The sequence below is a fragment of the Inquilinus sp. YAF38 genome (genome assembly GCF_052113205.1).
In the GTDB taxonomy this organism is placed as follows: Bacteria; Pseudomonadota; Alphaproteobacteria; order DSM-16000; family Inquilinaceae; genus Inquilinus.
The window spans coordinates 1-25,839 of record NZ_JBFRCU010000045.1; the positions used below are offsets into that span (position 1 = coordinate 1).

At 69.9% G+C, this 25,839-nt stretch carries 26 protein-coding genes and 1 pseudogene; 17 read left to right on the top strand and 10 right to left on the bottom strand.

The window, feature by feature from the left end; all coding sequences use genetic code 11:
• A pseudogene (locus AB4Z01_RS20080) lies at positions 1-238 on the top strand (IS4-like element ISSysp3 family transposase); the annotation flags it as partial.
• A 53-nt stretch (positions 239-291) separates the two neighbouring features.
• On the opposite strand, the gene AB4Z01_RS20085 reads toward AB4Z01_RS20080, so the two are convergent.
• Positions 292-1,593: an MFS transporter gene (locus AB4Z01_RS20085; RefSeq protein WP_441696605.1), complete on the bottom strand. Its 1,302-nt coding sequence runs from the start codon at positions 1,591-1,593 to the stop codon at positions 292-294.
• 218 nt (positions 1,594-1,811) lie between these two features.
• Between AB4Z01_RS20085 and phnC the strand changes: the two genes are divergently transcribed.
• From phnC to phnE (AB4Z01_RS20105), 4 genes are all read left to right on the top strand, one after another.
• Positions 1,812-2,633: a phosphonate ABC transporter ATP-binding protein gene (gene phnC / locus AB4Z01_RS20090; RefSeq protein WP_441696608.1), complete on the top strand. Its 822-nt coding sequence runs from the start codon at positions 1,812-1,814 to the stop codon at positions 2,631-2,633.
• A gap of 68 nt (positions 2,634-2,701) precedes the next feature.
• Positions 2,702-3,640 (top strand): phosphonate ABC transporter substrate-binding protein, encoded by a 939-nt coding sequence (phnD, locus tag AB4Z01_RS20095; protein WP_441696611.1) that lies wholly within the window; start codon positions 2,702-2,704, stop codon positions 3,638-3,640.
• Between the two features lie 193 nt (positions 3,641-3,833).
• Complete coding sequence (gene phnE / locus AB4Z01_RS20100) at positions 3,834-4,724, top strand: phosphonate ABC transporter, permease protein PhnE (protein WP_441696613.1); 891 nt, start codon at positions 3,834-3,836, stop codon at positions 4,722-4,724.
• Complete coding sequence (gene phnE / locus AB4Z01_RS20105) at positions 4,724-5,602, top strand: phosphonate ABC transporter, permease protein PhnE (protein ID WP_441696616.1); 879 nt, start codon at positions 4,724-4,726, stop codon at positions 5,600-5,602. Before phnE (AB4Z01_RS20100) ends, phnE (AB4Z01_RS20105) begins: the two co-directional genes overlap by 1 nt.
• A gap of 22 nt (positions 5,603-5,624) precedes the next feature.
• Here phnE (AB4Z01_RS20105) and AB4Z01_RS20110 read toward each other — a convergent pair whose 3' ends face one another.
• Positions 5,625-6,572 carry a LysR family transcriptional regulator gene (locus tag AB4Z01_RS20110; RefSeq protein ID WP_441696618.1) on the bottom strand — a complete coding sequence of 316 codons (948 nt, stop codon included), beginning with the start codon at positions 6,570-6,572 and terminating at the stop codon, positions 5,625-5,627.
• Between the two features lie 157 nt (positions 6,573-6,729).
• On the opposite strand from AB4Z01_RS20110, the gene AB4Z01_RS20115 reads away from it, so the two are divergent.
• Genes AB4Z01_RS20115 through AB4Z01_RS20125 form a run of 3 tightly spaced genes read left to right on the top strand, consistent with a single transcriptional unit; the run spans position 6,730 to position 10,113 of the window.
• The gene (locus AB4Z01_RS20115) at positions 6,730-7,812 is read left to right on the top strand and encodes an alanine racemase (protein ID WP_441696620.1); all 1,083 of its coding nucleotides are present in this window, start codon (positions 6,730-6,732) and stop codon (positions 7,810-7,812) included.
• Positions 7,813-7,817: 5 nt separating this feature from the next.
• A complete protein-coding gene (locus AB4Z01_RS20120; RefSeq protein WP_441696623.1) occupies positions 7,818-8,741 on the top strand; it encodes an ornithine cyclodeaminase family protein in 924 nt (307 codons plus the stop codon).
• 49 nt (positions 8,742-8,790) lie between these two features.
• Positions 8,791-10,113 (top strand): NAD(P)/FAD-dependent oxidoreductase, encoded by a 1,323-nt coding sequence (locus AB4Z01_RS20125; protein ID WP_441696626.1) that lies wholly within the window; start codon positions 8,791-8,793, stop codon positions 10,111-10,113.
• A 124-nt stretch (positions 10,114-10,237) separates the two neighbouring features.
• Here the strand turns inward: AB4Z01_RS20125 and AB4Z01_RS20130 are convergent, their stop codons facing one another.
• Entirely contained in the window at positions 10,238-11,515 is a 1,278-nt protein-coding gene (locus tag AB4Z01_RS20130; protein WP_441696629.1) for a DUF5666 domain-containing protein, read from the bottom strand.
• On the bottom strand, positions 11,515-12,375 hold the full coding sequence (locus AB4Z01_RS20135) for a DUF6502 family protein (RefSeq protein WP_441696631.1): 861 nt from the start codon (positions 12,373-12,375) through the stop codon (positions 11,515-11,517). The genes AB4Z01_RS20130 and AB4Z01_RS20135 overlap by 1 nt, the downstream gene beginning before the upstream one ends.
• A gap of 137 nt (positions 12,376-12,512) precedes the next feature.
• On the opposite strand from AB4Z01_RS20135, the gene AB4Z01_RS20140 reads away from it, so the two are divergent.
• From AB4Z01_RS20140 to AB4Z01_RS20150, 3 genes are all read left to right on the top strand, one after another.
• Positions 12,513-12,731 carry a hypothetical protein gene (locus tag AB4Z01_RS20140; protein ID WP_441696633.1) on the top strand — a complete coding sequence of 73 codons (219 nt, stop codon included), beginning with the start codon at positions 12,513-12,515 and terminating at the stop codon, positions 12,729-12,731.
• Positions 12,732-12,857: 126 nt separating this feature from the next.
• Positions 12,858-13,115, top strand: a complete 258-nt coding sequence (locus AB4Z01_RS20145; RefSeq protein WP_441696635.1) for a hypothetical protein — start codon at positions 12,858-12,860, stop codon at positions 13,113-13,115.
• Positions 13,112-13,237 (top strand): hypothetical protein, encoded by a 126-nt coding sequence (locus AB4Z01_RS20150; protein WP_441696638.1) that lies wholly within the window; start codon positions 13,112-13,114, stop codon positions 13,235-13,237. Before AB4Z01_RS20145 ends, AB4Z01_RS20150 begins: the two co-directional genes overlap by 4 nt.
• On the opposite strand, the gene AB4Z01_RS20155 is transcribed toward AB4Z01_RS20150, so the two are convergent.
• On the bottom strand, positions 13,234-13,620 hold the full coding sequence (locus AB4Z01_RS20155; RefSeq protein WP_441696641.1) for a winged helix-turn-helix domain-containing protein: 387 nt from the start codon (positions 13,618-13,620) through the stop codon (positions 13,234-13,236). The two genes, AB4Z01_RS20150 and AB4Z01_RS20155, sit on opposite strands and share 4 nt — an antisense overlap.
• Before the next feature lie 87 nt (positions 13,621-13,707).
• Between AB4Z01_RS20155 and AB4Z01_RS20160 the strand changes: the two genes are divergently transcribed.
• Entirely contained in the window at positions 13,708-13,926 is a 219-nt protein-coding gene (locus tag AB4Z01_RS20160; RefSeq protein WP_441696644.1) for a hypothetical protein, read from the top strand.
• Positions 13,927-13,976: 50 nt separating this feature from the next.
• On the opposite strand, the gene AB4Z01_RS20165 is transcribed toward AB4Z01_RS20160, so the two are convergent.
• Positions 13,977-15,377: an FAD-binding oxidoreductase gene (locus AB4Z01_RS20165; protein WP_441696647.1), complete on the bottom strand. Its 1,401-nt coding sequence runs from the start codon at positions 15,375-15,377 to the stop codon at positions 13,977-13,979.
• Positions 15,378-15,578: 201 nt separating this feature from the next.
• Here AB4Z01_RS20165 and AB4Z01_RS20170 point away from each other — a divergent pair, with 201 nt between their 5' ends.
• From AB4Z01_RS20170 to AB4Z01_RS20185, 4 genes are all read left to right on the top strand, one after another.
• Positions 15,579-16,295, top strand: coding sequence for a hypothetical protein (locus tag AB4Z01_RS20170; protein ID WP_441696650.1), 717 nt, complete (start codon positions 15,579-15,581; stop codon positions 16,293-16,295).
• Positions 16,296-16,328: 33 nt separating this feature from the next.
• Positions 16,329-18,413, top strand: a complete 2,085-nt coding sequence (locus AB4Z01_RS20175) for an adenylate/guanylate cyclase domain-containing protein (protein WP_441696653.1) — start codon at positions 16,329-16,331, stop codon at positions 18,411-18,413.
• Positions 18,414-18,433: 20 nt separating this feature from the next.
• Positions 18,434-19,375 carry a M48 family metallopeptidase gene (locus tag AB4Z01_RS20180; protein ID WP_441696655.1) on the top strand — a complete coding sequence of 314 codons (942 nt, stop codon included), beginning with the start codon at positions 18,434-18,436 and terminating at the stop codon, positions 19,373-19,375.
• 96 nt (positions 19,376-19,471) lie between these two features.
• The gene (locus AB4Z01_RS20185) at positions 19,472-20,203 is read left to right on the top strand and encodes a TerB family tellurite resistance protein (protein ID WP_441696657.1); all 732 of its coding nucleotides are present in this window, start codon (positions 19,472-19,474) and stop codon (positions 20,201-20,203) included.
• On the opposite strand, the gene AB4Z01_RS20190 is transcribed toward AB4Z01_RS20185, so the two are convergent.
• The 4 genes from AB4Z01_RS20190 to AB4Z01_RS20205 form a co-directional block, all read right to left on the bottom strand.
• The gene (locus tag AB4Z01_RS20190) at positions 20,175-20,279 is read right to left on the bottom strand and encodes a hypothetical protein (RefSeq protein ID WP_441696660.1); all 105 of its coding nucleotides are present in this window, start codon (positions 20,277-20,279) and stop codon (positions 20,175-20,177) included. The two genes, AB4Z01_RS20185 and AB4Z01_RS20190, sit on opposite strands and share 29 nt — an antisense overlap.
• Positions 20,280-20,443: 164 nt before the next feature.
• The gene (locus tag AB4Z01_RS20195; RefSeq protein ID WP_441696663.1) at positions 20,444-21,499 is read right to left on the bottom strand and encodes a nucleotidyl transferase AbiEii/AbiGii toxin family protein; all 1,056 of its coding nucleotides are present in this window, start codon (positions 21,497-21,499) and stop codon (positions 20,444-20,446) included.
• Positions 21,492-22,085: a DUF6088 family protein gene (locus tag AB4Z01_RS20200; RefSeq protein ID WP_441696665.1), complete on the bottom strand. Its 594-nt coding sequence runs from the start codon at positions 22,083-22,085 to the stop codon at positions 21,492-21,494. Before AB4Z01_RS20200 ends, AB4Z01_RS20195 begins: the two co-directional genes overlap by 8 nt.
• A gap of 68 nt (positions 22,086-22,153) precedes the next feature.
• Entirely contained in the window at positions 22,154-24,913 is a 2,760-nt protein-coding gene (locus AB4Z01_RS20205) for a hypothetical protein (protein WP_441696668.1), read from the bottom strand.
• 426 nt (positions 24,914-25,339) lie between these two features.
• Between AB4Z01_RS20205 and tsaA the strand changes: the two genes are divergently transcribed.
• The gene (gene tsaA, locus AB4Z01_RS20210) at positions 25,340-25,837 is read left to right on the top strand and encodes a tRNA (N6-threonylcarbamoyladenosine(37)-N6)-methyltransferase TrmO (protein ID WP_441696671.1); all 498 of its coding nucleotides are present in this window, start codon (positions 25,340-25,342) and stop codon (positions 25,835-25,837) included.
• Positions 25,838-25,839 lie beyond the last annotated feature (2 nt).

Genomic DNA, 25,839 nt, shown 5'->3' on the forward strand with positions numbered 1-25,839 from the left:
CCTCGCCTTCACACCTCACGAGATCACCGCCCTGGCCGTGCTCAACCAACGCCTGCAAGGCAAGATCGCCCGCCAGAAGAACCCCCATCCCGAGGCCTCCCTCTCCTGGGCCGCATGGGTCATCGCAAAGCTCGGCGGCTGGCACGAATACGAAGCCAAACCGCCCGGACCCATCACCTTCCACAACGGCTTGGCCTTCTTCCGCGCCTTCGCTGCTGGCTTGGCCGCCAATCTGTAAATGCCCTAGCTCCCGCAGGGGGAGGGGGCTCTCTACGACGGAGCGGCTGCCGATTACTCCGCCGGCCGCATCCGGCCGGTCGGCTTGTGGCGGCGCAGCGCGGCCTGGACCACGAAGGTCATCAGCGCGCCCAGCACCATGCAGGCGGCCAGGAACCACATCGGCGCCAGCTGGCTGCCGGTGACGTCGCCGATCCAGGGCACCGCGTTCTGGGCGATGAAGCCGCCGAGATTGCCGACCGAGTTGATCGCGGCGATGCCGGCCGCCGCCGTGGCCCCGCTCAGGAAGCTCGGCGGCAGCGACCAGAACACCGGCTGCGGCGCGAAGATGCCGGCCGCGGCAACGCAGAGCAGAGCGAACTTCAGGCCGTTGCCCGGCACCACCACGCTCAGCGCCAGGCACGCGGCCGCGATCAGCGCCGGAATGACGATGTGCCAGGTCTGGTCGCCGGTGCGGGCGGCGTTGCGCGGCACCCACCACAGCGCCAGGGCGACGCAGGCCCAGGGGATGACGTTGAGCAGGCCGTTGGTCGTGTTCGAGACGCCGAAGCCCTTCACCACCGTCGGCAGCCAGTAGCTCAGCCCGTAGGCGCCGAGCGGGAAGGCGACGTAGAACAGCGCCAGCAGCTGCACCCGGCGGTCGAGCAGCGCCGCGAACGGGCTGCCGTGCGGCTGCTGGCCCTGGGCGGCGTTCTCGCGCTCCAGCACGTCGTGCAGCCACTTCTTCTCGCCGGCGTCGAGGAAGGTCGCCGTCTCCGGTCGGTCGGGCAGGAAGAAATAGGTGACGACGCCCATGATCACGGCCGGGATGCCGGTGGCGATGAACACCCATTCCCAGCCCTTCAGGCCCATCATGCCGTCGAGATCCAGCAGCGCCCCGCCGACGGTGGAGCCGACGGCGTTGGCCAGCGCGCTCCAGGCCATGAACAGCCCGACCATGCGGCCGCGATACATCTGCGGGAACCACAGCGTCAGCGCGAACAGCACGCCGGGGAAGAAGCCTGCCTCGGCCGCGCCCAGCAGGAAGCGCAGGATGTAGAACATCGTCGCGTTCTGGGTGAAGGCCAGCGCCAGGGTGACCAGGCCCCAGGAAAAGATGATCCGGGCCAGCCAGCGCCGGGCGCCGACCCGGGCCAGGATCACGTTCGACGGCACCTCGAACAGGAAGTAGCCGATGAAGAACAGCGAGGCGCCAAGGCCGTAGGCGGCCTCGCTGAGGCCGAGGTCGCCGACCATCTGCAGCTTGGCGTAGCTGACATTCTGGCGGTCGATATAGGCGATCAGGTACAGCAGGCCGAGGAACGGCATCAGCCGCCAGGTGATCTTGGCGATCGTCTGCGGACGGGACTCGGGCACGCGTTCAACTCCCTCAAATCGTATGATGATTTGCTGCCTTGGCGCGCAAAGAAGCCGCTTTGAACGAGAACGTCAACCCGGGCGATGCGGTGCCCCAGCCTCGGGGGTTCATCGAAACGACATCCCGGGATCACGCGACTGTAACCGGGCTCTGTTAGGCCGTTCACGCCGAAGGGCCGCGGCCTCCCGCCGCGCGCCGCCCCACCGGAGCGTGCCCCATGGCCGAACTCGTGATCGAAGGACTGACCAAGAGCTTCCGCGCCGTCAACGCGGTCGATGACGTCAGCCTGTCGATCGCCCCCGGCCAGATGGTCGGCGTGATCGGCCGCTCCGGCGCCGGCAAATCGACCATGCTGCGCCTGGTCAACCGGCTGGCCGACCCGACCGGCGGCCGCATCCTGTTCGACGGCGTCGACGTCACCCGCCTCAAGGGCAAGGCCCTGCGCGACTGGCGCGCCCGCTGCGCCATGATCTTCCAGCAGTTCAACCTGGTCACCCGGCTCGACGTGCTGACCAATGTGCTGCTCGGCCGCATCTCCCAGCACTGGACGCTGCCGTCGCTGTTCAAGCAGTTCGGTGAGCGCGAGCGCGCCTTCGCCATCCAGGCGCTGGACCGGCTCGACATGGCTCATGCCGCCCTGCAGCGCGCCGACACCCTGTCGGGCGGCCAGCAGCAGCGCGTCGCCATCGCCCGCGCCCTGCTGCAGGAGCCCGAGGTGCTGCTGGCGGACGAGCCGATCGCCTCGCTGGACCCGCGCAACGCCAAGATCGTGATGGACGCGCTGCGCAGCATCAACCGCGAGGACGGCATCACCGTCCTGGTCAACCTGCACACGCTCGACACCGCCCGGCACTACTGCGACCGGGTGGTCGGCATGGCCAAGGGCCGGATCGTCTTCGACGGCGCGCCCGAGGCGCTGACCATGGACGTGGTCGAGCGGATCTACGGCGTCGACGGCATGCGCGAGGCGCTCGACGAGCGCATCACCTCGACCGCGATCGAGCCCCGGACCGGCGACCGCGAGCTGGTCCCGGCCTGAGCTCCAACCGACGGTCGTCCGGCATGGCGCCGGACGACCGAACAAGTGACAGCAAAAGGGGTAGACCCATGTTCATGCGGCGCACCATCCTCGCGGCGGCCACGGCTGCCGTTGCCCTTGCCGGCCTGGCCGGCACCGCCGTCGCGGCGGATCCGAGCTGGAAGAAGGACGTCCCGGTCATCCGCATCGGCATCCTCGGCGGCGAGAACGACGCCGACCGGCTGGCCCGCTACGACGGCTTCCAGAAGCTGCTCGAGACCACCTACAACGTGAAGGTCGAGCTGTATCCGGCCACCGACTATGCCGGCGTGATGCAGGGCATGGCCGCGGGCCAGCTCGATCTCGCCGAATTCGGCGCCTCCGGCTATGCCGGCCTGTGGCTGGACTGCAAATGCGTCGAGCCGCTGGTGGTGCCGAAGGAAGAGGACGGGTCGACCGGCTACTACTCGGTGCTGTTCGTCAAGTCCGACAGCCCGTACCAGAAGCTCGAGGACCTCAAGGGCAAGTCCCTGGCCTTCGCCGACCCGAACTCGACCTCGGGCTATCTGATCCCGAACTTCCAGCTCAAGGACCAGGGCTACGACCCGGCCAGCTTCTTCGGTTCGACCGCCTTCTCGGGCGGGCATGAGCAGGGCGTGGTCGCGGTGATGAAGGGCCAGTACGACGCCGGCGTGACCTGGATCTCCGGCCAGGGCGACCCGGCCCAGGGCTACAGCCGCGGCGCCCTGCGCAGCATGGTCGACAAGAAGATGCTCGACATGAAGGACCTGCGCATCGTCTGGCAGTCGACCATGATCCCGAACGGCCCCTGGGCGACGCGCACGGCGCTGCCGGAAGCCTTCCGCAAGGACATGCTCGACTTCCTGTCGAAGCTGCCGACCGAGCATCCGGACATCTACGAGGCCGTCGAGAAGGGCGCCGGCTCCGGCTTCGCCCCGGTCACCCACGACTTCTTCGACGGCATCATCAAGATGCGCGAGACCGAAGCCACGCAGCGGCGGAGCTGATCGGCCGCGTAGGTTGGGTTCGCCTCTTGGCGAACCCAACCTGGTTGCCAGCCCCCCTTACTGTCATTGCCGGGCTTGACCCGGCAATCCAGAGAATGTCGACAGTCTCTGGATGCCCGGATCAAGTCCGGGCATGACAGTCTGGGTAAAGCGCGCTGTACACATGGCTGCGATTGATCCCTTGATGACCTCCTTGTCCGAACATCGTCCCGCCGACCCGGTCGCGGCCTTCGAGGCCGGGCGGCGGGCGCTCGTCCACCAGCGGCGCCAGGCGACGCTGATCGGCCTGGTGCTGTTCGTCGCCGCCGTCTTCGCCGGCGGTTATATCGGCGAGTTCTTCCCGTCCAAGCTGGCCGCCGGCCTGCCGCGGATCGGCGAGTATTTCCAGCGCACCCTGCCGACGCTGCATTGGGGCGAGCTGCTGTCCGACAGCAAGACCCAGGGCTCGGTCGCCTATTGGTACTACCGCGCCGGCAGCTACCTGGTGCTGCTGTGGCAGACGGCGCAGATGGCGATCCTGGGCACCGTGCTGGGCGCCGCCGCGGCGCTGCTGCTCAGCTTCCCGGCCTCGCGCAACCTGGTGCGCAGCCACTGGATCTATCATCTCAGCCGCCGCTTTCTCGAGATCTGCCGCAGCGTGCCGGACATCGTCTACGCGCTGTGCTTCGTCTGGGCCTATGGCGTCGGGCCGCTGGCCGGCATCCTGGCGATGGCGGTGCACACCACCGGCGCGCTCGGCAAGCTGTTCTCGGAGGTCAACGAGGCGGTCGACGACAAGCCGCTCGAGGGCATCCGCGCCGCCGGCGGCACCTGGGTCCAGATCATGCGCTTCGGCGTGCTGCCGCAGGTGCTGCCGAACTTCCTGTCCTACGGGCTGCTGCGGCTCGAGATCAACATCCGCTCGGCCTCGGTGCTGGGCTTCGTCGGCGCCGGCGGCATCGGCCAGGAGCTCTACTACATCGTCAGCTTCAACTATTACGAGGAGCTGAGCGCGCTGGTGCTGATGATCGTCGCGGCGGTGACGCTGATCGATCTCGGCTCGGAGCGGCTGCGCTCGGCCTTCCTGCCGCGGGAGGCGCATTGATGGGCACGCGTTTCGCCCAGATCCGGCCGATCGATGTCGACCGCGCCCGCGCCGCCCTGCCGCGTGCCTTCGGCCGGTCCTGGGGCGAGCGGCTGCTGAGCAACGGGCTGCTGGCCCTGGCCGCCGCCTATCTCGGCTACCTGCTCTGGACCTTCGATTTCTCGCCGGCCCGGCTCTATGAGGGGCTGGTCAGCCCGAATGGCCTATTCGTCATCGCCGGGCAGATGGTCGCCTGGCACGGCATGGCCGACTGGCAATACGGCGAGATCTTCACCGCGCTGGGCCAGACCGTCGCCATGGCCTTCATCGGCACGCTGCTGGCCTCGGTGATCGCGATCCCGCTCGGTTTCCTCGGCGCCCGCAACATCATGCCGCTCGGTTTCCTGCGCTTCGGCTTCCGCCGGCTGTTCGACGGGCTGCGCGGCGTCGACCAGTTGATCTGGGCGCTGGTCTTCGTGCGCGCGGTCGGGCTCGGGCCGCTGGCCGGCATCCTCGCCATCTGCGTCTCCGACATCGGCTCGCTGTCGAAGCTCTATGCCGAGGCGATCGAGACGGCGGAGAAGAAGCAGATCGAGGGCGTGCGTTCGACCGGCGCCTCGACCCTGGCAGTGCTGCGCTTCGGCGTGCTGCCGCAGGCGATCCCGCTGTTCCTGTCGCAGGCGCTGTACTTCTTCGAATCCAACACCCGCTCGGCCACCATCCTCGGCATCGTCGGCGCCGGCGGCATCGGGCTGCAGATCTCCGAGCGCATCAAGATCCTGGCCTGGGACCAGGTCGCCTTCATCCTGATCCTGGTGCTGGTCGTGGTCGCCCTGATCGACACCCTGTCGAAAGGACTGCGCCTCAAGCTGATCGGGCGCGAGGCGGCGCGAGGCTGAGCCGTCGGGAGGGGACGCGGGATCAGGACCGGATGTCCGGCAGCCGGGGATCCGCCGGCGCCTCATCGCTTCGCCATGGCACGGGCTGAAGCATCTGCTTCAGGATGTCCAGGAAGCGGGTGGTGCGTGCCACCCGCCCGCCACGGGCTCCCAACAGCGCCACGACATCGGCATCCGGCAGCCACCAACCCGGCAGCAGCGGCACGAGGCGGCCGTGGCGCAGATCCTCGGCGACATCCCATTCCGAGCGGATGATGATGCCGAGCCCGGCCAGCCCCCATTGCTTGACGACCGTCCCGTCATTGCTGCTCATGGCCGGCTGGATGCGCAGGGTGAGCGGCGGCTGCTCCTGGTGGCTGAAGCGCCACAAGCTGACATCGGCCTGGTCCTCCCGCACGACGGCGCAGGCATGGCGGCGCAGATGCTCCGGCCGTTCCGGCGCGCCGTGCCGCTCCAGATAGGTCGGTGCCGCGCAGAGGATGCGGCGGTTGGGGGCCAGCCGATGAAGTGTCAGGCCGGAGTCGGTCAGCGGACCGACATGGACCAGCAGGTCCCAGGCATCGCTCCGCAGGCTCACCGGGTCCTCGAACAGGGACAAGGTCAGCTTCAGCTCCGGGTACCGCTCGCGCAGCGTCGCCATCGCGGGCGCGACATGCCGCCGACCGAAGCCGAACGGCGCGGCCACTCTCAGATGCCCGGTCACCATCCCGCGGCGCTCGGCCAGTTCCTCGGTGATCGTCTCCATCTCGGCCAGGATCTCGGCGCCGCGCCGGGCCAGCAGTTGGCCTTCCGCGGTCAGATGCAGCCGGCGGCTGGTGCGCTCCAGCAGCCGCACGCCCAGCCGCTGCTCCAGCTGGCGCAACCGCTGGCTCACTGCCGGCGGCGTCACGTCCAGCGTCCGCGCCGCTGCCGCCAGTGACGTGGCTGCGCTGACGACGCCGAAAAACGCAAGGTCGTGGGACGTGATCATTAAGCTTCACCTTAATGTAGCTTGCACGCCTCTTAAATAGATCCTGACTGCCGGACTGGCTAGAATCCGGATCGAGATCACTGACAGGCCTGCGATGACCGCCGCTCGAAGCCTCGGTTCCCTGCCCACCCCCAGCCTGATCCTCGAAGAAGGGCGCATGCTGCGGAACGTCTCCCGGCTGCGCCGCCACCTCGACGGGCTCGGCGTCTCTCTGCGGCCACATCTGAAGACGGTGAAGTCGGTGGAGGCTGCCCGGCGCGTGCTGTCCGGCGAGCATGGCCCGGCGACGGTCTCGACCCTGAAGGAGGCGGAGGTCTTCGCCTCCGCGGGCGTCCGGGACATCCTCTATGCCGTCGGCATCGCGCCGCAGAAGCTGTCCCGCGTGCTCGCCCTGCGGGCCGCGGGTTGCGACCTGTCGGTCGTGCTCGACTCGCAGGAACAGGCCAGGGCCGTGGCGGAGGCCTCGCGCCAGGCCGGAGACGCCATCCCGGTGCTGATCGAGATCGATTCGGACGGCCACCGCTCCGGCCTGCGGCCCGATGATCCCGCCGTGATCGCGATCGGCCGGATCCTCCAGGGTCAGGGCGCCGCCCTACGCGGTGTCGTCACCCATGCCGGCGAAAGCTATGGCGCGACGGGGGCCGAGGCCCTGGCCGCCTTCGCCGAACGCGAGCGGTTCGCGGCCGTTGCCGCGGCGGAGGCGCTGCGGGCCTCCGGCCTGCCCTGCCAGGTGGTCAGCGTCGGCTCGACCCCCACCGCCCATTTTGCCCGCGATCTGTCCGGCGTCACCGAGGTGCGCGCCGGCGTCTTTGTCTTCTTCGATCTGGTGATGGCCGGCATCGGCGTGTGCACGCTCGACGATCTCGCGCTCTCGGTGCTGGCCACGGTGATCGGACACCGGAAGGAGCGCGGCTGGATCATGGTGGATGCCGGCTGGATGGCGCTGTCGCGCGACCGCGGCACGGCGGGCCAGGCGGTGGACCAGGGCTATGGCCTGGTCTGCGACATCGAAGGCCGCGTCCTGGACGACCTCGTCGTCGTATCAGCGAACCAGGAGCACGGCATCGTCGCGCTGCGACCCGGCAGCGGGGCCGCGCTGCCGGACCTGCCGCTGGGCACCCGGCTCCGCATCCTGCCCAATCACGCCTGCGCCACGGCCGCGCAGTTCGCCGGCTACGAGGTGCTGCCGGCCGACCCTGCCGCGCCGCCGGCGCATTGGCCCCGCTTCAACGGCTGGTGAGAACGATGCTGTTCATCTCCGAAACCGAATCCGCGGCACTGGTGACGCATGAGCTGGCGTTCGTCGCCGCGCGTGAAGCGCTGATCGCCGCCTGCGAACCGGCCACCGAATCCTTCCCGGTCGTGCTCGGCCACGGCTCCTCGACCGCCAACCGCTTCACGGTCAAGGCCGCCGCCACGGCCGAGCTGGCCGGGCTCAAGGTCGGCTCCTACTGGCCCGGCAACCGCGATCGCGGCCTGGAGCGGCACAATTCGCTGATCCTGCTGTTCGACCAGGAGACCGGGCGGATCGGCACGGCGATCGAGGCCGGCATCGTCAACGCCTACCGCACCGCCGCCGCCGATGCCGTCGCGGCCGACGCGCTGGCCCGCCCGGATGCCGCCACTCTCGCGATCTTCGGGGCCGGCCATCAGGCCCGGTACGAGTGCATCGCGCTGGCCCGGGTGCGCCCGCTTCGCCGCGTGCTGATCGTCGCCCGCAACGCAGAACGCGCCGCGGTCCTGGCGGCCGAATTGCGGGCACAAGGATTGGACGCCGAGGCGGCGGGGGCCGAGGAGGCCTGCGCCGCGGCCGACATCATCGTGACCGCGACGCCGGCGCGGGCGCCGTTGTTCGAAGCCGATTGGGTTCGGCCGGGAACGCATGTCGCCAGCATGGGGGCCGATGCGCGCGGCAAGCAGGAGCTGCCGCCGGCCCTGTTCCGCCGCGCGGCGCTGTTCTGCGATCTTCCCGAACAGTCCCGCAGCATCGGCGAGTTCCAGCACGCGGACCCCGACGCCGTCCTGACGCCGCTGGGCGAGGTGCTGTCGGGCCGGCATCCCGGCCGGGGCCCGGACGAGGCGATCACGATCTTCGACAGCTCCGGCCTGTCTTTGCAGGATCTCACCATCGGCCGCCATCTGCTGGCGAAGCGGGCAGCATCGGCCTGAAGACCGCAAGGATGCAGCGATATCCAAATCTCCCAGGACAAGTCGGATCATGAGCCCTGCCGTTCACCGGATCGCCAGTGATGAAACAATTCCCGAGAGTGTCGACGTCGTCGTGATCGGAGGCGGAATCGTCGGTGCCGCCGCCGCCTATTTCCTGGCCAGGCGGAGGCAGAAGGTCGCCCTGGTCGAGAAGGGCTGGATCGCCGGCGAGCAATCGGGCCGCAACTGGGGATGGTGCCGTCGGCAGAATCGCGACGAGCGTGAATTGCCGCTGGCCTCCCTCGCCTTGAGGCTCTGGGACGGGCTGGCCGCGGAGATCGGCCGCGACCTCGGCTTCCGCCGCTGCGGCCTGCTCTACGTCACCGACAATCCCGCACAGCTTGCGGAATGGGAGAAATGGCGCGAGCTCGGCCGCCGGTTCGATGTCGATACGCGGATGCTGAGCGCGGCGGAGGCTACCGCCGCGACCGCCGGCACGGGGCGCAACTGGCTCGGCGCAGCGCATTCCGTCGATGATGGCAAGGCGGATCCGGCCCTCGCCGCCCCCGTGCTCGCCGAGGGCGCGCGCCGCCTGGGCGCGACCATCCACCAGGCCTGCGCCGCACGCGGTCTCGAGATCACCAACGGCGCCGTCTCGGGCGTGGTCACGGAGAAGGGGACCATCCGGGCGGGCGCCGTGCTCTGCGCCGGCGGCGCCTGGGCATCGGCGTTTTGCCGGCGGCACGGCATTTCCTTCCCGCAGGCGAGCGTGCGCCAGAGCATCCTGCGCACCAGACCGGCACCGCATGTGACGGAAGCGCTCTACACGCCGGACTGCGCGCTGACCCGCCGGCTGGACGGCAGCTACACGCTCGCCATCAGCGGCAAGGCGACGCTCGAGGTCACGCCGCAAGCGCTGCGCCATGCCCGCGCCTTTCTGCCCATGTTCGTCAAGCGCCTGAAGGCGGTCGAAGTCGGCATCGGTCGGTCATTCTTCGCCGGGCCGGAAGCGTTCGGACGCTGGCGCGAGGACGAGGTCTCGCCCTTTGAGCGCATCCGCGTCCTCGATCCCGCGCCCAATTCCCGCACCATCGCCAAGACCCTGGCCCGCGCCCGGGGCCTCTATCCGGCCCTCGCGGATGTCGAGGTGGCCGAAGCCTGGGGCGGCTATGTCGATTTCACGCCCGACGCGGTTCCGGTGATCTCACCGGTCGCCTCGATCAAGGGCTTTTTCCTGGCAGCGGGTTTCAGCGGCCACGGCTTCGGCATCGGGCCGGCAGCGGGACAGTTGGCAGCCGATCTCGTCGCGAACGACACGCCCTGCGTCGACCCCGGCCCCTTCCGCCTCTCGCGGCTGCGGGACGGGTCCAGGGTCGAGGTCGGGGCAATCTGATGGCTGCAGGATCGCCTCCGCGGTGAGTGGACCTTGCCCGGCCATCCGCACCGGATCGCCGTCATCGACCCCTCGACCGAGGCCGCCGTTGCCGGCGTCGCGCTCCGGCGCGCGGCGGACGTCGCTAGCCGGCTCGCGGGCGGCCTCGGCGCTCGTGCCCGAACATCCCCGGGCCGCAGGCTGCGCCCGGGCCGCCGCGGCAGCCGTCGAAGCTTCCCTCCATCGGATCCAGCCGCCGGCCGGTCCAGTCCGGACCGCCACGCGGCGCGTCGCCATTCGCCGGTGACGAGTTGACACCAGCCGGGCTGCGCGAGTCCTGAAGGCCGTGCGGCCCGGCGGAGCCGCTGCCGGACCCGCCGCCTCCCGGCCCGGACCCGCTCCCCGGGCCGCCCGGCCGGTCGAGGCCGATCCCGCGCGGCACCTCCGGCACCAGCCCGGTCCGGCCGGTGGTGCTGCGCAGGCCGACCGCCTCCAGCCCGCCATCCGGCTGGCGCTGGAACTCGACGATGGTGCGCTGCGGCTGGGCGCCGAGGGCGCCGAAGCTCCCCGCCACCGGCGCGCTCAGGCCACGGCCCCAGCGCAGGCCGCCCGGGGCCGCGCTGGCATAGGATTCGATCACCAGCCGGCCGACCGACCGGCCGAACCAGCCGGACGGGTCCGCCGCCAGCGCGTCCCGCGACACCGAGTCGGGCACCAGCGCCCCTTCGGCATAGCGGCCGGAGACCATCACCTCCTGGCCGATGCCGGCGCCCAGCCGCGATCCCGGCCGCAGCGCCAGCGTGCCGATGCGTGGCGCCGCGGCGGTGCCGGACAGCGTCCCGTGCACGATGACGCGGCCGGGCTCGCGCCGGTCGATGCGGCTGGCGACGATGCCGCCATCCGGGCCGGCCAGGCCGCTCACCGCCACCCAGTCGCCGACCCTCGGCGTGGGCGCGTCGCCCCAGACCTGGCCGGCAAAGGTGACCCGCTGCCCGGCGACGCGCAGTGCGCTGCCATTCGCCTCCACCGCCTCGACCGGGCCGGAGACCTCGTGCCGGATGGCGATGCTGCGGGCATTGAGGCGCGAGCCGCTGCCCGAAGCGGTGACCACCGCCACCTGACCGACCTTCAGGGCGGTGCCGCCGGGGGCGCTTTGCCCGTCGATCCGCACCGGTGTCGCCGCGTCGAACTCGACCTCGATGCCGTTCACCCAGATGCTGCCGAAGCCGGTGATGACGCCGACGATGCCGGTGCCGCCCATGCCGCGGTCCTCGACGGTGCCGGCGGTGATGCCGGTGCCGCCGACGCCGCGGTCGGCGACCGCTTCTTTCGTTGCCGGCGCCGGCACGGCCGGACGGTCACCCGGGCCGGCGGAGGAGCAGGCGGCCAGCAGGGCGAGAGCCAGGAATCGCATACGGCTCATCACGTCGCCGTCTCCTCGTCGATCGGATCATCCTCGGCATACACGTAGACACCCAGGTTGATCCGCCGCAGCGGCCCCGCCTTATCATCGGCTGCGACTTTATCGTCGGCCTCGGCCATCGCCAGGGCGATGCGGTTGATGTCGGTCAGCAGCTGCTGCGCGGCGTCGCGGGCCGTGGCCTCCAGCTGCGCCACCGTCTCCGGGCGCAGCCGGTCGTAATGCATGCTGCGGTCGAAGAATGGCGCCGGCCCGGCGGTCGCCACATTCGCGGCCGCGGCGGCGATGTGGTCGTGCAGGTTGCGGGCGAAGTAGAACAGCTGCTCCTCCCCGCCCGGCCGCGGGATGAAGGCGGCGGTGTTCAGGCGCACGCGGCCGTCCGGGTCCAGCGACACGATCTCCTGGCCGATCCAGTCGTCCAGCACCGACCGGGCCCGGACGTCCTTGGTGACCGATTCGACCAGTCCTTCGAACGAGGCCTCGCCGGCGCTGCGGGCCGTGCGCGGCAAGGGCAGGGGGCGGCTCTCCGCATCGGCATAGGGCGGCGCGCCCAGCCAGCGGGCGATGATCTGGCTGCCCAGCGTCACCACCGCCGGGATCCCGCCGGCTTCGGGGGCTTCCGTCCGCAGCCGGCGGATCTCCTTCCGGTGCACGCCGGTCAGCAGGCTGATGCGGCTGTCGGTCTGCGCCTTCGGATCCGCCAGCAGGTCGCGCGCGGCGACGTCGACATACAGGCCGCGCAGCAGGTCGGCCAGGACCGGAAAGGTCACCCCGCTGCGGATCAGCAGCCGCACCAGCGGCCGCAGCAGGCGCGCCAGCGGCTTCAGCAGGGCCTGGGGAGGAGGGGGAAGGGCGGGAGGCATGGCGAATCCGTCGGTTCGGCCGGACCTTACCATGCTGCCGCGTGGGAAAAATACCCACAAATTGGCGATTTCATTTGACGTGGGCAAAAATCCCACAGATTCATCGTGGGAGAAAATCCCACAAACCAGGAGTCGTCATGCCGACGCTGGAGCCGACCATGACTCGAAACGCCCCGCTTCCGATCGCGCCGGAGCCGCAGCCGGGTGAAATCCCGGGCGGCCGCGACGTGATCCGCCAGATCGTCGTGACCGTCCTGGCAGTCGGCGCGATGGCCGGGGCCGGGCTGATGCTGATGGATCTCGCCATCGACCGGCTGTCGAGCCTGTCCGTTCTCCGTCTGTCAGGCCTGTTCTGAGGAGCGATCGATGCTGCAGCCGATCCTGCTGATGCTGCCGTGGCTGGGAATATACCTGCGATCGCGCATCCCGGCCGTCCGCCGCGGGCCCCGGTCGCCAGCCGCCACTCCGGCGGAGCGCCGGCCATGATGGACAGCCTGATCGTCTGGGCCGCCCTCGGCCCGATCCTGGCCTTCATCGCCGGGGCAGTCGTCGTCGCCTGCCTGGATGACGACGACGACGCAGATCCCCCACTGACGCGTTATCTCCGCCGGGCCGATGGAATCGCGTCCGTCCCGTCCTTCGATCTCTACGGCAGCAGCCCGCCGCCCGGCCCGTGCAAGGCATGGTCCTCGGATCGTCCGGCGCGGTCCTGCCTGCAATGCGGACGGTGGGAGGAATGAGCGTCGCCCTCATCCTCTGGGCAATCATCGGTCCCTCGGTCGGGATGGTCGTGGGCGCGACCTTCGCCTCCCGGCATCCCGACGACGAGCGGTCGCCGCAGGCCGAAGACGCCGGTCGCTAGTCCTCGATCTCTACCGGCCTGACGGCGGCGTCACCCGGCGCCGCCGTCGCAATCTGCAGGTCGGCCAGCCGCCGGGCGACGCCGGCCGCGGTCTCCTGCTCGATGGCGCGGTACTGTTCGACCAGCCACTGCCCGAACGGGGTCAGCGCGGCGCCGCCGCCCTGCGGGCCGCCGTGCCGGGTCTCGACCACCTTCTCGCGGAAGCAGCCGTTCAGGCTGTCGATCAGCAGCCAGGCGCGGCGATACGACATGCCCATCGCCCGCCCGGCGGCGGAGATCGAGCCGGTCTCGACGATGTGCTCGAGCAGCCCGATCTTGCCGGGGCCGAGCTGCCGGTCCGGGCCGGCCGGGTCGAAGTCGATGCGGATGCGCAGTCTGGGCATGGTGTGCCATGATACGGGCAAGGCGGAGCCGGGGGAACTCGGCACCGTGCGTTTCGTTGAGATTGCAGGCGACCAAGGGAGGCCAGGATGTCTGCTGCCGAGCCGCGCCCGGCCGGGCCGGTGCCGGACGACAAGGTCGACGAGGCGGTGGAGGAGAGCTTCCCGGCCAGCGATCCCCCGGCCTATCCGACGGCCGCGACCAGCGGCGCCCCCAGCCACGAGGCCGAGCCCAAGCGCAACGCCCCGGTGGTGGCGATCATCGCCGTGGCGGCGGTCATTCTCTTGCTCTGGCTGCTGTTTGGATGAGCTTCGTAGGTTGGGTTCGCTTTTGCGAACCCAACCTACCTCCCGTGGCCTCAATTCCCCGGCAGCACCTTGCCCGGGTTGAGGATGCCGGCGGGGTCGAGCGCCCGCTTCAGGGCCTGCATCACCGCCACGCCGTCGCCGTGTTCCTGCTGCAGGAAGCGGATCTTGCCGTAGCCGATGCCGTGCTCGCCGGTGCAGGTGCCGTCCATCGCCAGGGCCCGCATCACCAGCCGGTCGTGGAAGGCCTCGGCCCGGGCGATCTCGTCCGGATTCTCCGGGTCGAGGATCATGCAGGTGTGGAAGTTGCCGTCGCCGACATGGCCGACGATCGGCGCCACCAGGCCGCTGGACTCGATATCGGCCTTGGTCTCGACCAGGCAGTCGGCCAGCCGGCTGATCGGGACGCAGACATCGGTCGGCATGCCGCGGCAGCCGGGGCGCAGCGCGATGCCGGCGTAATACGCCTTGTGCCGCGCCTCCCACAGCTTGCTGCGGTCCTCGGCCTTGGTCGCCCAAAGGAATTCGCCGCCGCCATTCTCCTGCGCCAGCGCCTTCACCGTCTCCGCCTGCTCGGCCACGCCGGCCTCGGTGCCGTGGAACTCGAAGAACAGCGTCGGCGCCACCTCGAGGTCGAGCTTCGAATAGGCGTTGCTGGCGCCGATCTGCACCTCGTCCAGCAGCTCGATCCGGGCCACCGGGATGCCGAGCTGGATGGTGGCGATCGTGGTGTTGACCGCGTCGGCCACGGTCGGGAAGGCGCAGACCGCCGAGGAGATCGCTTCCGGGATGCCGTACAGCTTCAGCGTCACTTCGGTGATCAGGCCCAGCGTGCCCTCCGAGCCGATGAACAGCCGGGTCAGGTCGTAGCCGGCCGCGGATTTGCGCGCCCGGCCGCCGGTGCCGATGATGCGGCCGTCGGCCAGCACCACGGTCAGCCCCAGCACGTTGTCGCGCATGGTGCCGTAGCGCACCGCATTGGTGCCGGAGGCGCGGGTCGCCGCCATGCCGCCCAGGCTGGCATCGGCGCCGGGGTCGATCGGGAAGAACAGGCCGGTGTCGCGCAGATGCTCGTTCAGCTGCTTGCGCGTCACCCCGGCCTCGACCGTGCAGTCCAGGTCCTCGGCCGAGACCCGGGTCACCCGGTTCATCTGCGACAGGTCGACGGTGACGCCGCCGCGCAACGCCGCGATGCCGCCTTCCAGCGAGGTGCCGGTGCCATAGGGCACCACCGGCACCTCGTGCTCGGCGCAGATCCGCAGCACCGCCGAGACCTCCTCGGTCGAGTGCGGGAAGGCGACCGCGTCGGGCGGCATGGTCGGGTGCCAGGACTCCTCGCGCCCGTGCTGCTCGCGCACCGCGGCGGCGGTGGTGAAGCGGTCGCCCAGCAGGGCGCGCAGGGCGGCGAAGGCGCGGTCGTCGGGGGCGGGGCGGGGCGACTGGAGGACGGCCATGATCCGGTTCAAAGGTCAGACATAACAAGCATGCTGTCGACCTTAAGCCTGTGCCTGCCGCGCGGCAAGGCCGCGCCGTCGACGCTCGCGGCCGCAATCCCGTAACAACACTGCCGTCAATGCGACACAAATGCAGAGCATTGGACATGCTGGGGGCGGCGGAGGAACTCCGTCGTGATTTAAGGTCGGGGAATTACGAATATGAACAAGCTGGTTTCAGCCTGCGCCGCCATGTTCTTCTCGGCGGCCCTTCTGGTTCCTTCGGCAGCATCGGCCCAGTTCGAAGGCCTGCTGAACAACATCCTCTCCGCACCTGCCGAGCCTGACACCTCCGCCCCGACCGGGCAGGAGCCGTCGGCGCAGGTGACCGCGATCAGCGGCGCGCCCGGGGCCGGGGTCGAGGTGACGGACAGCGTCTATCCCGGCCAGGCCATCGATCTCGGCCGCAGCGGCCGGCTGGTCCTGGCCTATGGCGGCGGTTGCACGGTCGAGACCATCCATGGCGGCGTCGTCACCGTCGGCACCGCCTCCAGCCGGGTCGCCGGCGGCCAGGTCCAGACCAGCAATGGGGACTGCGGCCGCACCCAGGTCGCGGTGAACGCCCGCTCGGCCGAAGCCGGCGCCGGCGTCAACCGGGCGGTCGAGAGCCCGTTCGACCCGCGGCTCTGGGCCGAGACCACCGTCTCCTCCGCCCGGCCGCAATTCTCCGGCGCCGAAGGCTCGGTCAGCATCGTGATGCTGGACGCGCCGACGCCGCAGACCGTGTGGGAAGGCCAGGGCGGCGGCGGCTTCCGCTACCCCGGCAACGCGCCGAAGCTGCAGACCGGCGTGCCCTACAAGATCGTCGCCGGCGGCCGCTCCGCCGTGTTCTCGATCGATCCCGGCGCCAAGGCCGGCGGCACGGTGGTGCTGCGCTGACGCGCAGCCGGACGGTCCATTCCCCCTCCGATCATGCGAAAGCTCCGCCGCCCGGCCGTGGCGCTGGGGATCGGCCTGGTCCTCGGCTGCAGCCTGCTGCTGCCCGGCGCCGGCTTCCTGCAGCGGCTCGGCATCGACGTGCTGCTGTGGCTCGACCGGCCCCTCGGCTGGACGTCCCGGCCGCTGCCGCACCGCCTGCCGGTGGCGGTGGTGGCGATCCGGGAGGAGACCTACCGCACCCCGCCGCTGTGGAACCGGCCGAAGGTCGCCTGGACCCCGCAGCTCGGCGACACTCTCAAGGCTCTCGACGATGGCGGGGCCGCGGTGATCGGCCTGGACGAGATCTTCCCGACCACGCTGGACCGGCGGGACCTGATCGAAAAATACGACCGGCCGCTGAAGCAGGCGCTGGCCAAGATCGGGCCGACCGGCCGGATCATCCTCGGCTTCGCCCAGTCCGGCGATGTCCCGGTGCGGCCGGAGTCGGGACAGGTCACGGCGGTCGGCGGCGACCGCAACCTGAGCCCGGTCAACCTGCAATACGACCCGGACAACGTGGTCCGGACCTATCCGGCCGTCATGCCGCGCCAGGGCGGTGGGGGCGCTGTGCCGACCCTGGCGGCGGAGCTCGTCGCCCGCGCCGGCCACGCCGTGCCGCAGGGCGCTTCGGTGATCGACTTCACCATCGGTCCGCGCGACGTGCCGATCTATGATTTCGCCGATCTGGCGGCCTGCGCCGCTGCCGGCCAGATCGACTTCTTCCGCCGCGAATTCGCCGACCGCATCGTCATCATCGGACCGGTGCTCGATGTCGAGGACCGCCACCTCACGGCGCGGCGGCTGCTCGCCGAGGCGTCGGACCACGACCCGGCGGCGCGCTGTGCGCAGCCGCAGGCGCCGTTGACCAGCACGCTCAGCCGGTCCAACATGCCGGGCACGCTGGTCCATGCCATCGCGGCGCTGACCTTCGCCCTCGGCCGGGCGCCGCAGATGCTGCCGCCGCCGGCCGCCGCCTCGGTGGTCGGGGTCGCCTCGACCGGGCTGGGGATGTTTTTGTTCCTGCTGGCGCCGGTGTGGGGCCTGCTGGCGCTGCTCGGTGCCGCGGCGGTCGTGGTCCTCGCCTCGCTGCTGGCGCTCGGCGGCGGCATGGTGCCGCCGCTGGTGCCGCTGCTGCTGGCCTTCGCCCTGACCTACACCGCGATCTATGTCTACCGCTTCGTGGTCGAGGACCGCGCCCGGCGCCGCGTCACCCACGCCTTCCGGCATTACCTCGCCCCGTCGCTGGTCGAGCGGCTGGCCGAGGATCCCGATGGTCTGACCCTGGTCGGCGAGACCCGGCCGATCACCATCGCCTTCTACGACATCGCCGGCTTCACCGATCTGAGCGAACGGCTGGAGGACCAGCCGGGGCGGCTGGTCGCGGTGGTCAACGGCCTCCTGGCCCGCGTCGCCGACGCGGTCGAGCGCCATGGCGGCTATGTCGACAAGTTCATCGGCGATTCGGTGATGGCGGTGTGGGGCGCGCCGCTGCCCGACCCGCATGGCGCCGAGCACGCCGTCGCCGCCGGGATGGACGCTTTCGCGGCGCTCGGCCGCTACAACCGCACCGCGATGCAGGACCAGGGCCTGCCGCCGCTCGGCCTGCGCGCCGGCATCAACTCCGGCCCGGCCGTGGTCGGCAATGTCGGATCGCCGACCCGGCTGAACTACACCGTCCTCGGCGACGCGGTGAACCTGGCCTCGCGGCTGGAGGGCGCCAACAAGCTCTACGGCAGCCAGCTGATGATCGGCGAGGCCACCTATCGCGCCCTGCCGCGGCGCTGGCTGGTGCGGCGGCTCGACTATCTCGCGGTCAAGGGCAAGCTGCGGCCGGTCCGGGTGTATGAGCCGATCGTGCCCCTGGTCGACGCCACGGTCGAGCAGATGCAGGCGGTGCGGCAATTCCATGCCGCGCTGGCCCTCTACTACCGCCGCCGCTTCGCCGAGGCGGCGGAGTATTTCGCGGCGCTGGCCGATACCGATCCGGCCGCCGCGCTCTACCGCGACCGCGCCACGGCCTACGTCCAGGCCCCGCCGCCGGCGGACTGGGACCGCAGCTATAGCCTGACCACGAAATGAGCAGACATGAGGGGGATATTTTGAACACGCCATTCACGACCATGCCTCGCCGCTTCTTTCTCGCCGGGGCCGGCACCAGCCTCGCGGCGCTCGCGCTCGGCGGCTGCCAGACCGCGCAGAACTACGCCAACGACCCGATGGGGGCCGCGAACACGCTCGGCGGGCTGTTCGCCTCGGACAAGGCGGGCCCGGTCGACGAGTCCGCCCTGGGCCAAGGACTGTATCCGCGGCTGATCGCGCAATCGGGCGGGGCCTATTCCAATGCCCGGGTCCAGTCGGCGGTGCGCAGCTTCGCCGAGCCGCTGTTCCGGGCGTCCAAGCGGCAGTTCCGCTGGGAGATCACGGTGCTGGACGACAACACCCCGAATGCCTGGGCGCTGCCGGGCGGCAAGCTGGGCATCAACAAGGGACTGCTGCGCTACGCCGCCAGCGAATCCGAGCTGGCGGCGGTGATCGCGCATGAGATGGGCCATGCCGAGCTGAGCCATCAGATCGCCGAGCTGGAGAACAAGGGCTTCACCGACAGGCTGGTCCAGTTCGGCAAGGGGGTGGTCCAGACCGAGATCAACGCCCAAGTCTCCGGCCTGAACGATCTGACCAGCCAAGGGCTCGACGCCCTAACCCCGGCGGTGTCCGAGCTGATCACCTCCGGCTACTCCCGCAGCCATGAGCGCGAGGCCGATGCCTATGTGCTGACCGTGTTCCGAGCCACCGGCTACGATCCGCGCCAGGCCTCGGCGATCTTCAAGACCCTGGATTCGCTGGTGCCGCCGGGTGAGGACAAGACCACCTCGCTGTTCTCCAGCCATCCCGGCACCCGCGCCCGGATCGAGCTGATCGACGAGGCTGCGGCCCGGCTGCCGGCCGGCGGCGGATCGGCCGGATCGGCGGATTTCGCCACGATCAAGGCGGTGTTCCCGACCCGGCGCTACTACCTGCGCAACCCGCAGGAGGCCAGCTGACCGGGTCCCGACCCGCGTCATCGCGGCCCCTCCGTTCCGCCGCGCGACCTGCTATCATGGCCGGCGAGGGCGGCGTGTCGGCGAACGGAACGAGGGATGAGCGGCATTTGGGGTAAGATCGTCGGCGCGGCCGCTGGCCTGGCCATGGGCGGCCCGATCGGGGCGCTGCTGGGCGCCGTAGCCGGCCATGCGGTCGACTGGTATCGCGGCCAGCCGCCGGCGGATGACGACGCCACCCAGCACATCGCCTTCACCATCGGCGTGATCGCGCTGGGCGCCAAGATGGCGAAGGCCGACGGCGCGGTGACGGCGGAGGAGGTGACGGCCTTCCGCCGGGTGTTCCGCGTGCCGCCGGAGGAAGAGCCGAATGTCGAGCGCCTGTTCAACCTGGCGCGCCGCGACTCCGCGGGGTTCGAGCCCTATGCCAGGCAGCTCGCCGGCATGTTCAAGGACCGGCCGGAGGTGCTGGAGGAGCTGCTGCAGTGCCTGTTCACCATCGCCAAGGCCGATGGCGACGTGAAGCCGTCGGAGCTCGACTATCTGCGCGCCGTCGCCGGGCTGTTCGGCCTGGCCCAGGCCGATTTCCACCGGCTCTGCGCCGAGGAATGCGCCGGCTGTGACGTCGACCCCTACGGCGTGCTGGGGGTCGAGCGGCAGATCGACGACGAGAACCTGAAGGCAGCCTATCGCCGGCTGATCCGCGAGCACCACCCGGACCGCTTGATCGCCCGCGGCATGCCGGCCGACTTCATCGCCATCGCCACCGACAAGATGGCCCGGATCAACGCCGCCTACGACATCATCCGGCGCGAGCGCAAGCTGGCGTAGCGGGGGGCCTGAGGCCGGCCTCGCTGGGCCTCGCCCGGTGGATTCGCGCTTCATGGGCCGTCGGGTTGCGGAACATCCCGAAGGTTCCCGGCACGAGATTGGCAAATCCGCTCCGCTCACTTGCCGGACGCAAGAAGCTGTTGGATGTCCGGCCCGGTCAGGCCATGGGTGGTGTCACCGAGAGCGTCGGCGATGGCCTCTGGCTGGTCTTGCGAGAAGAAGGCCATCCGCGCGACCTCGCTAACCGTTGCCGGAGGGCGACGCGTTTATGTCGTCTTGCAGCTTCCGGACCCGGGCCAGGACATCGTCGAACGGCAGCGGCGTGTCGTCGAACATCATCGGGGCCATGTCGCGATAGTCGGCGCGAAGATCCTTGATCCGCGCTTCGGTCGGCATGAGCAGTAAAGTGCCCGGTTGCGCGGTCTCGTAGCTCGCCCAGCCCGATCGGAAGAAGACAGACTTGTGTTTGGCGACCAGCTCGAGAAGCTCGAAATCAGTCGCGGCGGCTTTGCCCTCGTCAGTGTCAAGAAGCATGGCGAGGTCGTAATAGTGTCGCGAGAAATACTGCGGGGTCGGCGACTCCGCCGGCCGGTGGGCCTCGGCATGCAGCGCCGTCGCCTTCTCCCAGAAGGTCCGGCGAGCAGAAAGCACGGTCACGGTGCATTCCGGATCCTCGAAGAAGTTTGGAAAGGTCTCTGCCGCATAGGGGCGAATGACCTTCTCCTCGGCCGGCCAGGGATCGCCACGCGCGCCGAATTCAAGCTTAACCCGCGGCGTGATGTAGACCATGCCGCCGTACCCCGACCGGGGAAGCGCAGTCGGGTAGTGGAAGTTCACCGTCTGAGCGTCGTCGGCGTCGATCTCCAGCGACCATTCGCCGTTGGTCGGTTCTCCGAGATGAAGCGCAATCGCGGCGCGTAGCGCCGGAAGCAGCCTCTCCGCGATATGCCTTTCGACGTCGCCCACCAAGTCGTCGATGAGCTTGCCCGCCCGCTTCCTGCTGATCCCTTTGCTCTCGGGATCTCGCTCGCCGGTGTAGCCGAGGTGGGCACGATCGAACGACAGGTCGATGTCTTCCGAGAAGCGCCGGATGGCGCCGAACGCCTTGGACAAGGACGTCCCGCCTTTGAAGACCAGGGTGGGAGCGTCCTCCTTCTGAAGATCGAAAAGCCGTTTCAAGGTCCAGCAGACCCAGAAGTCCTTTTCGATGATCAGGTTAGCCACGCCCCGGATCGCCCCAGCCTCTCCGAAGATGGCTGCGCGATCCTCTGTCGGGAGGAGGGCGACCTTATCCATCGATCTCGCCCGACGCTGTGTTGGCGATCGAAACGAGCGTCGGCCGCATCCAGGCGGGCGCTTGCACGGCGGTAGAGGCAAGCATCTTCTTGTCGTTCGCCGACAGCCGGCGGGCGGCGATCCGCGCAACGTCGAGCGCGCGGACAGCCCCCACATGACGAAGGGCCTGAACGACGGTCCCGGCCGGGCTGCCCGGAGCGATCAGATGCTTGGGCGAGGCGTGGCGCAAATCGACGACGCGCTTGCCCAGCACGACGCGGCGAGATGGACCATCGGTCAGATAGGTGCTCTTGGCCGGAACCTGCGTCGACAGGCCGAGCGCGTTGGCTGCTCGTGCGCCGGCAATCTGCACTCGGGACCCGGTCTCCCGCGCCAGCGCCTGGGCGACATCGTCGGGAGTGGGGGAAAGCGGGCCGAGTTTCGGGTGGACTTTCGGGAAATCGTACAGGCCCCGCGCCAGGCGACGGAGCTTGCCGCTCTTGACCAGCCGGGAGAGGGCCTGGTCGATCGCTGCGCGTCCGGCCACGTCCAGGAAGTCACTGGGCGTGAAGACGCCGCCGCGCCCTCCAGCCCGGGTACGCCTCATGATCCGATCGGGAACTGATGAGGCCACAGTGCTCATGTGTCAGAAAATAAGCCATCTTTTTCTGACATTCAAGGGTTGCCGGAGGCACCTTGATTGACGGTCGCCAGCTGCGCCTTCGCCCGCGTCCTGGCATCCCCGATCGCCTGCCGCGCGGTGGCCTCGATGGCCTGCCGTTCGGTCTCCGCGGCCTGGGTCGCAGCGGCATCCAGCCGCCGCCGCTCGGCCTCGTCATCCTTCGCCTTCTGCCTGGCAGCCTCGATCGCCTGCCGCCGGGTCTCCGCGATCGCCGTCTGCTGCTCGTTGCGAAGCCTCCGTTCTTCGGCGTCTGCGGCCGTCTTGCGCGCGGTTTCGCGAGTCTTCCGCTCCTCCTCGTCCTCGATCGCCTTCTGCCCGGCCGCCGCGATCGTCTGCTCGGCCGCCTTGATCGCCACCGTCTCGTCCCTTTCGACCTGCTGCCGGGCCTCCTGGTGCTGCTGCCCGGCCTTCGCGGCCGCCTGCCGCTCGATCTCCAGGCGCTGTGACACGGTCTCCAGACGTCGCCGCTCGGCCGCGTGCCGCTCGGCTTCCAGCCGCCGACGCTCGGCCTCTTCGGGACCGGCCTCGGGCTGCTGGGCGATCTCGGCCTCCAGGCCTTGCCGCTCGCTCTCCAGACGCTGGCGATCGGTCTCCAGACGCTCCTGCCCAGTCTCCAGACGTTGCCGCTCGGTCTCCAGATCCTGCGCTTCGCCGGCCAGGCGCTGCCGCTCGGTCGCCAGGCGCTTCCGCTCGGCCTCCGCCGTCCGGTTGGCACCGTCGATCGCCGTCTGCCTGGCCGCCGCGATCGCCTGCCGCTCCTGGTCGCGACGCCTCCGCTCTTCGGTGTCCGCGGCCGCCTGCCGCCCGGTTTCGCGACGCTTCCGCTCGTCCTCGTCCTCGGTCGCCTTCTGCTCGGCCTTTGCGATCGCCTGCTTCTCCGCCGCCGCAATCGCCCGTTCCTTGGCAGTCTCGCCCGCCTGCCGCTCGGTTTCGCGACCCTGCCGCGCCGCCTCGTCATCGTCCGCCGTCTTCGTGGCAGCCTCGATCGCCCGCTGCTCGGCCGCCGCGATCTCCTGCCGCCGGCGCTCCCGCTCCGCCGCCAGGCGCTGCTGGTCGGCCGGCGGCTCCTGCTGCTCGGCCGGCTCCTGCTGCTCGGGCTCCTGCTGCTCGGCCGGCTCCAGCTGTCTTCTCGTGAAATTCGGTGCCAGGCGTCTCAGGCGGAAGCCTGCTTCATCCCCCTCGGGGGGCGCCTTCGTCATGCATTGCCAGATCCAGGGGTAGTACAGGAAAAAGCACGTCGCCGCGTTGAGCACCGCCGTGACGGCGACGTAGCCCGCAGTCCCCAGTTTGTCCGGCGAGATGTACTTGTTGGTGTCCAGGGCCGACAGGATGCCATTGACCATGATGATGAACTGGATCCGGGCCAGTGCGACGCCCGCGTAATGCTGCGCCGCCTGATTGCCGGAAGGCTTCGCGGGCGGCTTCATGCGCAGCTTGAGGTACCAGGCCGGCAGCTCCCCACCCCCGGCATCCTCCAGCAGGTTGCCCCACAACGCGGTGGTCAAGGGGTAGGTCAGGCCGTTGATGGCCTCCGGGATGCAAAGGAAGCTCGCGAACTTGGCCGCCTCCGTCACATTCTCCGCGAAGCTGCTGGTCAGTGCGGCCGGGTCGTTCCCGGAGCGGATGAGCCCCATGTAGAAGGGGATGCCGACCGCCGCCTGGGCCAGCGCATAAATGACCGAATCGATGGACATCGAGAGGAGCGACGGTTCCTTCTGATTTTCCAGGTTGTTGCTCATGCCGACGAACAGCGTGCCGGTGTCGCGGATCGCGGCGGTGCCGTACGCCTTGGCGGCAATCGGCGCCATGGGCGCGAGGATATCCGTGAATTTGGAGGTGATGATGGTGGCGACCATCGCCGCCGCGTTCTGGGCATGCCCGCTCATCGATTTCGGCGTCGCGGTCCCCCCGGCCTTGGTGTAGACGACCGAGGCGGCATGCGCGGCGAACGTCGCGCCCATCATGCCGAGGGCCCAATTGGCCGTGGCCTCCTTCGACACCTTCTCGTAGCCGTGCTTGAGTCCCACGGCGCCGAGCTCGCGGAGGAAAATGGCGATCCACGACCACAGGCCATGGCGGGCGCCGACATGGGCCAGGTTCAACGCCCAGTTCGCGGCGTGGCCCTGGAGCGACATGCCGGTCGCGTCCGTCATTCCGTTCAGGGCGGCGTTGACCCGCTCGACCTGTGCCTCCAGGTCCCCGCCGCCAGGATCCTCCCCTTCACCCCCGAACGCCCCTCCATCACCCAGGGGCGGGATGCGTGTGATCGCATCCCAACGCTCTGTCCCGGTCTCTATCTGACCGCCGCCGGCCCGCTCCTCGACGTCCCTCCGGACGGCCCGCCCGCGAGGCTGCGTGCGGGAGCCTTGCCCTTCGGAATCCTGCGCTTCCGGGTCGAGCGTGTCGGCCAGCTCCAGAAAGGCACGGCCGACGGCCTGCGAGTCGAGCGCTCCGTCGTCCGACAGGATCGTCATCACCAACGAGGCGTTCGGCCCGAGATCGATGGGCTGCCCCCCGGCTGAGCCGCCCCGGCCCGCCTGCCGGGCGCCGCTCTCCCCGAGATCCTCATCCGTCTCCGCATCGAAGGATGCATCGTCGTTCGGCGCCGTCCTGGCGGAGGCGGGGATGTCCGCGCCCGTGACCCGCTCGACCCACATCTTCACGATCTCGAGCTTGGGCGCCCCGTCGCCGTCGACGGCATCCTTGGTGGCGTCCTCGGCGACGCCGCGGGCGGCCTTGATGACGTCGGCCATCATGCCGTTCAGAGATGCGAGGGCTTTGAGATCGAGCAGAGCACCTCCGGACCCCTGTCGGGTTCCTTCCGGGCCTTTGCCAAGGCTCCCGGAAGGCTTCAACTGCGCGGCGGCCGATCCGGGAMTGGTGCGCTTCCTGGGCGGGGACTGCGGGGACGCCTGGTCTTGCATGAGATGGCTCCTGGCTGGATCTCCTCCCGGGCTGGTCCGGGCCCGGCCGGGCCGGCCGGGACATCACGGTCGAACGTCCACCACTCTTCCACGCGCCATCCCGGGCCCATCATGCGAAGCTGATATCCCGACATTTGCCGGCGCCATCACGCGGAGTGGCCGCGCCGATGGCCGGTCCGTCCGCGGCATCAAGCCTCTCGCCCACCGGCGTATATCGCTCTATATAGCGAAGCGGCACGGGAGCTGGAGGTCCGCATGGTGCGCGAGGATGAGATCCGGGCGGCCGAACGCGCCGTCGCATGGCCCGAGCCGGCCGATGCCGGCCTGGTCTTCATCGGCCGCATCCGCACGCCCTGGACCAACCGCATGGACTGTCCGCGCCAGGGCCGGCGCGACGGCCCGACCTGCCGGATCGAGGTGTTCGCGCCCTGGGACCAGGCGTTGGCCGGCATCGCCGAATTCGAGACGCTCGAGATCCTGTACTGGCTGCACAAATCGCGCCGCGACCTGGTGCTGCAGAGCCCGAAGAGCGACGGCACCGCCCGCGGCACCTTCTCGCTGCGCTCGCCGGTGCGGCCCAACCCGATCGGAACGTCGATGGTCGCGCTGCTCGGCATCGAGGGCTCGACCCTGCTGGTGCGCGGGCTCGATTGCCTCGACGGCACGCCGCTGATCGACATCAAGCCGGACCGTTGCGCCTTCACGCCGGTCGCCCCGCCGACGCCCGGCGATTCCGATGTGGGGGATCCCTGACC

Coding starts and splice junctions, on each gene's coding strand:
- phnC (WP_441696608.1), top strand. CDS start 1,812: ATGGCCGAACTCGTGATCGAAGGACTGACCAAGAGCTTCCGCGCCGTC.
- phnD (WP_441696611.1), top strand. CDS start 2,702: ATGTTCATGCGGCGCACCATCCTCGCGGCGGCCACGGCTGCCGTTGCC.
- phnE (WP_441696616.1), top strand. CDS start 4,724: ATGGGCACGCGTTTCGCCCAGATCCGGCCGATCGATGTCGACCGCGCC.
- AB4Z01_RS20110 (WP_441696618.1), bottom strand. CDS start 6,572: ATGATCACGTCCCACGACCTTGCGTTTTTCGGCGTCGTCAGCGCAGCC.
- AB4Z01_RS20115 (WP_441696620.1), top strand. CDS start 6,730: ATGCTGCGGAACGTCTCCCGGCTGCGCCGCCACCTCGACGGGCTCGGC.
- AB4Z01_RS20120 (WP_441696623.1), top strand. CDS start 7,818: ATGCTGTTCATCTCCGAAACCGAATCCGCGGCACTGGTGACGCATGAG.
- AB4Z01_RS20125 (WP_441696626.1), top strand. CDS start 8,791: ATGAGCCCTGCCGTTCACCGGATCGCCAGTGATGAAACAATTCCCGAG.
- AB4Z01_RS20130 (WP_441696629.1), bottom strand. CDS start 11,515: ATGAGCCGTATGCGATTCCTGGCTCTCGCCCTGCTGGCCGCCTGCTCC.
- AB4Z01_RS20135 (WP_441696631.1), bottom strand. CDS start 12,375: ATGCCTCCCGCCCTTCCCCCTCCTCCCCAGGCCCTGCTGAAGCCGCTG.
- AB4Z01_RS20140 (WP_441696633.1), top strand. CDS start 12,513: ATGCCGACGCTGGAGCCGACCATGACTCGAAACGCCCCGCTTCCGATC.
- AB4Z01_RS20145 (WP_441696635.1), top strand. CDS start 12,858: ATGATGGACAGCCTGATCGTCTGGGCCGCCCTCGGCCCGATCCTGGCC.
- AB4Z01_RS20150 (WP_441696638.1), top strand. CDS start 13,112: ATGAGCGTCGCCCTCATCCTCTGGGCAATCATCGGTCCCTCGGTCGGG.
- AB4Z01_RS20155 (WP_441696641.1), bottom strand. CDS start 13,620: ATGCCCAGACTGCGCATCCGCATCGACTTCGACCCGGCCGGCCCGGAC.
- AB4Z01_RS20160 (WP_441696644.1), top strand. CDS start 13,708: ATGTCTGCTGCCGAGCCGCGCCCGGCCGGGCCGGTGCCGGACGACAAG.
- AB4Z01_RS20165 (WP_441696647.1), bottom strand. CDS start 15,377: ATGGCCGTCCTCCAGTCGCCCCGCCCCGCCCCCGACGACCGCGCCTTC.
- AB4Z01_RS20170 (WP_441696650.1), top strand. CDS start 15,579: ATGAACAAGCTGGTTTCAGCCTGCGCCGCCATGTTCTTCTCGGCGGCC.
- AB4Z01_RS20175 (WP_441696653.1), top strand. CDS start 16,329: ATGCGAAAGCTCCGCCGCCCGGCCGTGGCGCTGGGGATCGGCCTGGTC.
- AB4Z01_RS20185 (WP_441696657.1), top strand. CDS start 19,472: ATGAGCGGCATTTGGGGTAAGATCGTCGGCGCGGCCGCTGGCCTGGCC.
- AB4Z01_RS20190 (WP_441696660.1), bottom strand. CDS start 20,279: ATGTTCCGCAACCCGACGGCCCATGAAGCGCGAATCCACCGGGCGAGG.
- AB4Z01_RS20195 (WP_441696663.1), bottom strand. CDS start 21,499: ATGGATAAGGTCGCCCTCCTCCCGACAGAGGATCGCGCAGCCATCTTC.
- AB4Z01_RS20200 (WP_441696665.1), bottom strand. CDS start 22,085: ATGAGGCGTACCCGGGCTGGAGGGCGCGGCGGCGTCTTCACGCCCAGT.
- AB4Z01_RS20205 (WP_441696668.1), bottom strand. CDS start 24,913: ATGGCCGACGTCATCAAGGCCGCCCGCGGCGTCGCCGAGGACGCCACC.
- tsaA (WP_441696671.1), top strand. CDS start 25,340: ATGGTGCGCGAGGATGAGATCCGGGCGGCCGAACGCGCCGTCGCATGG.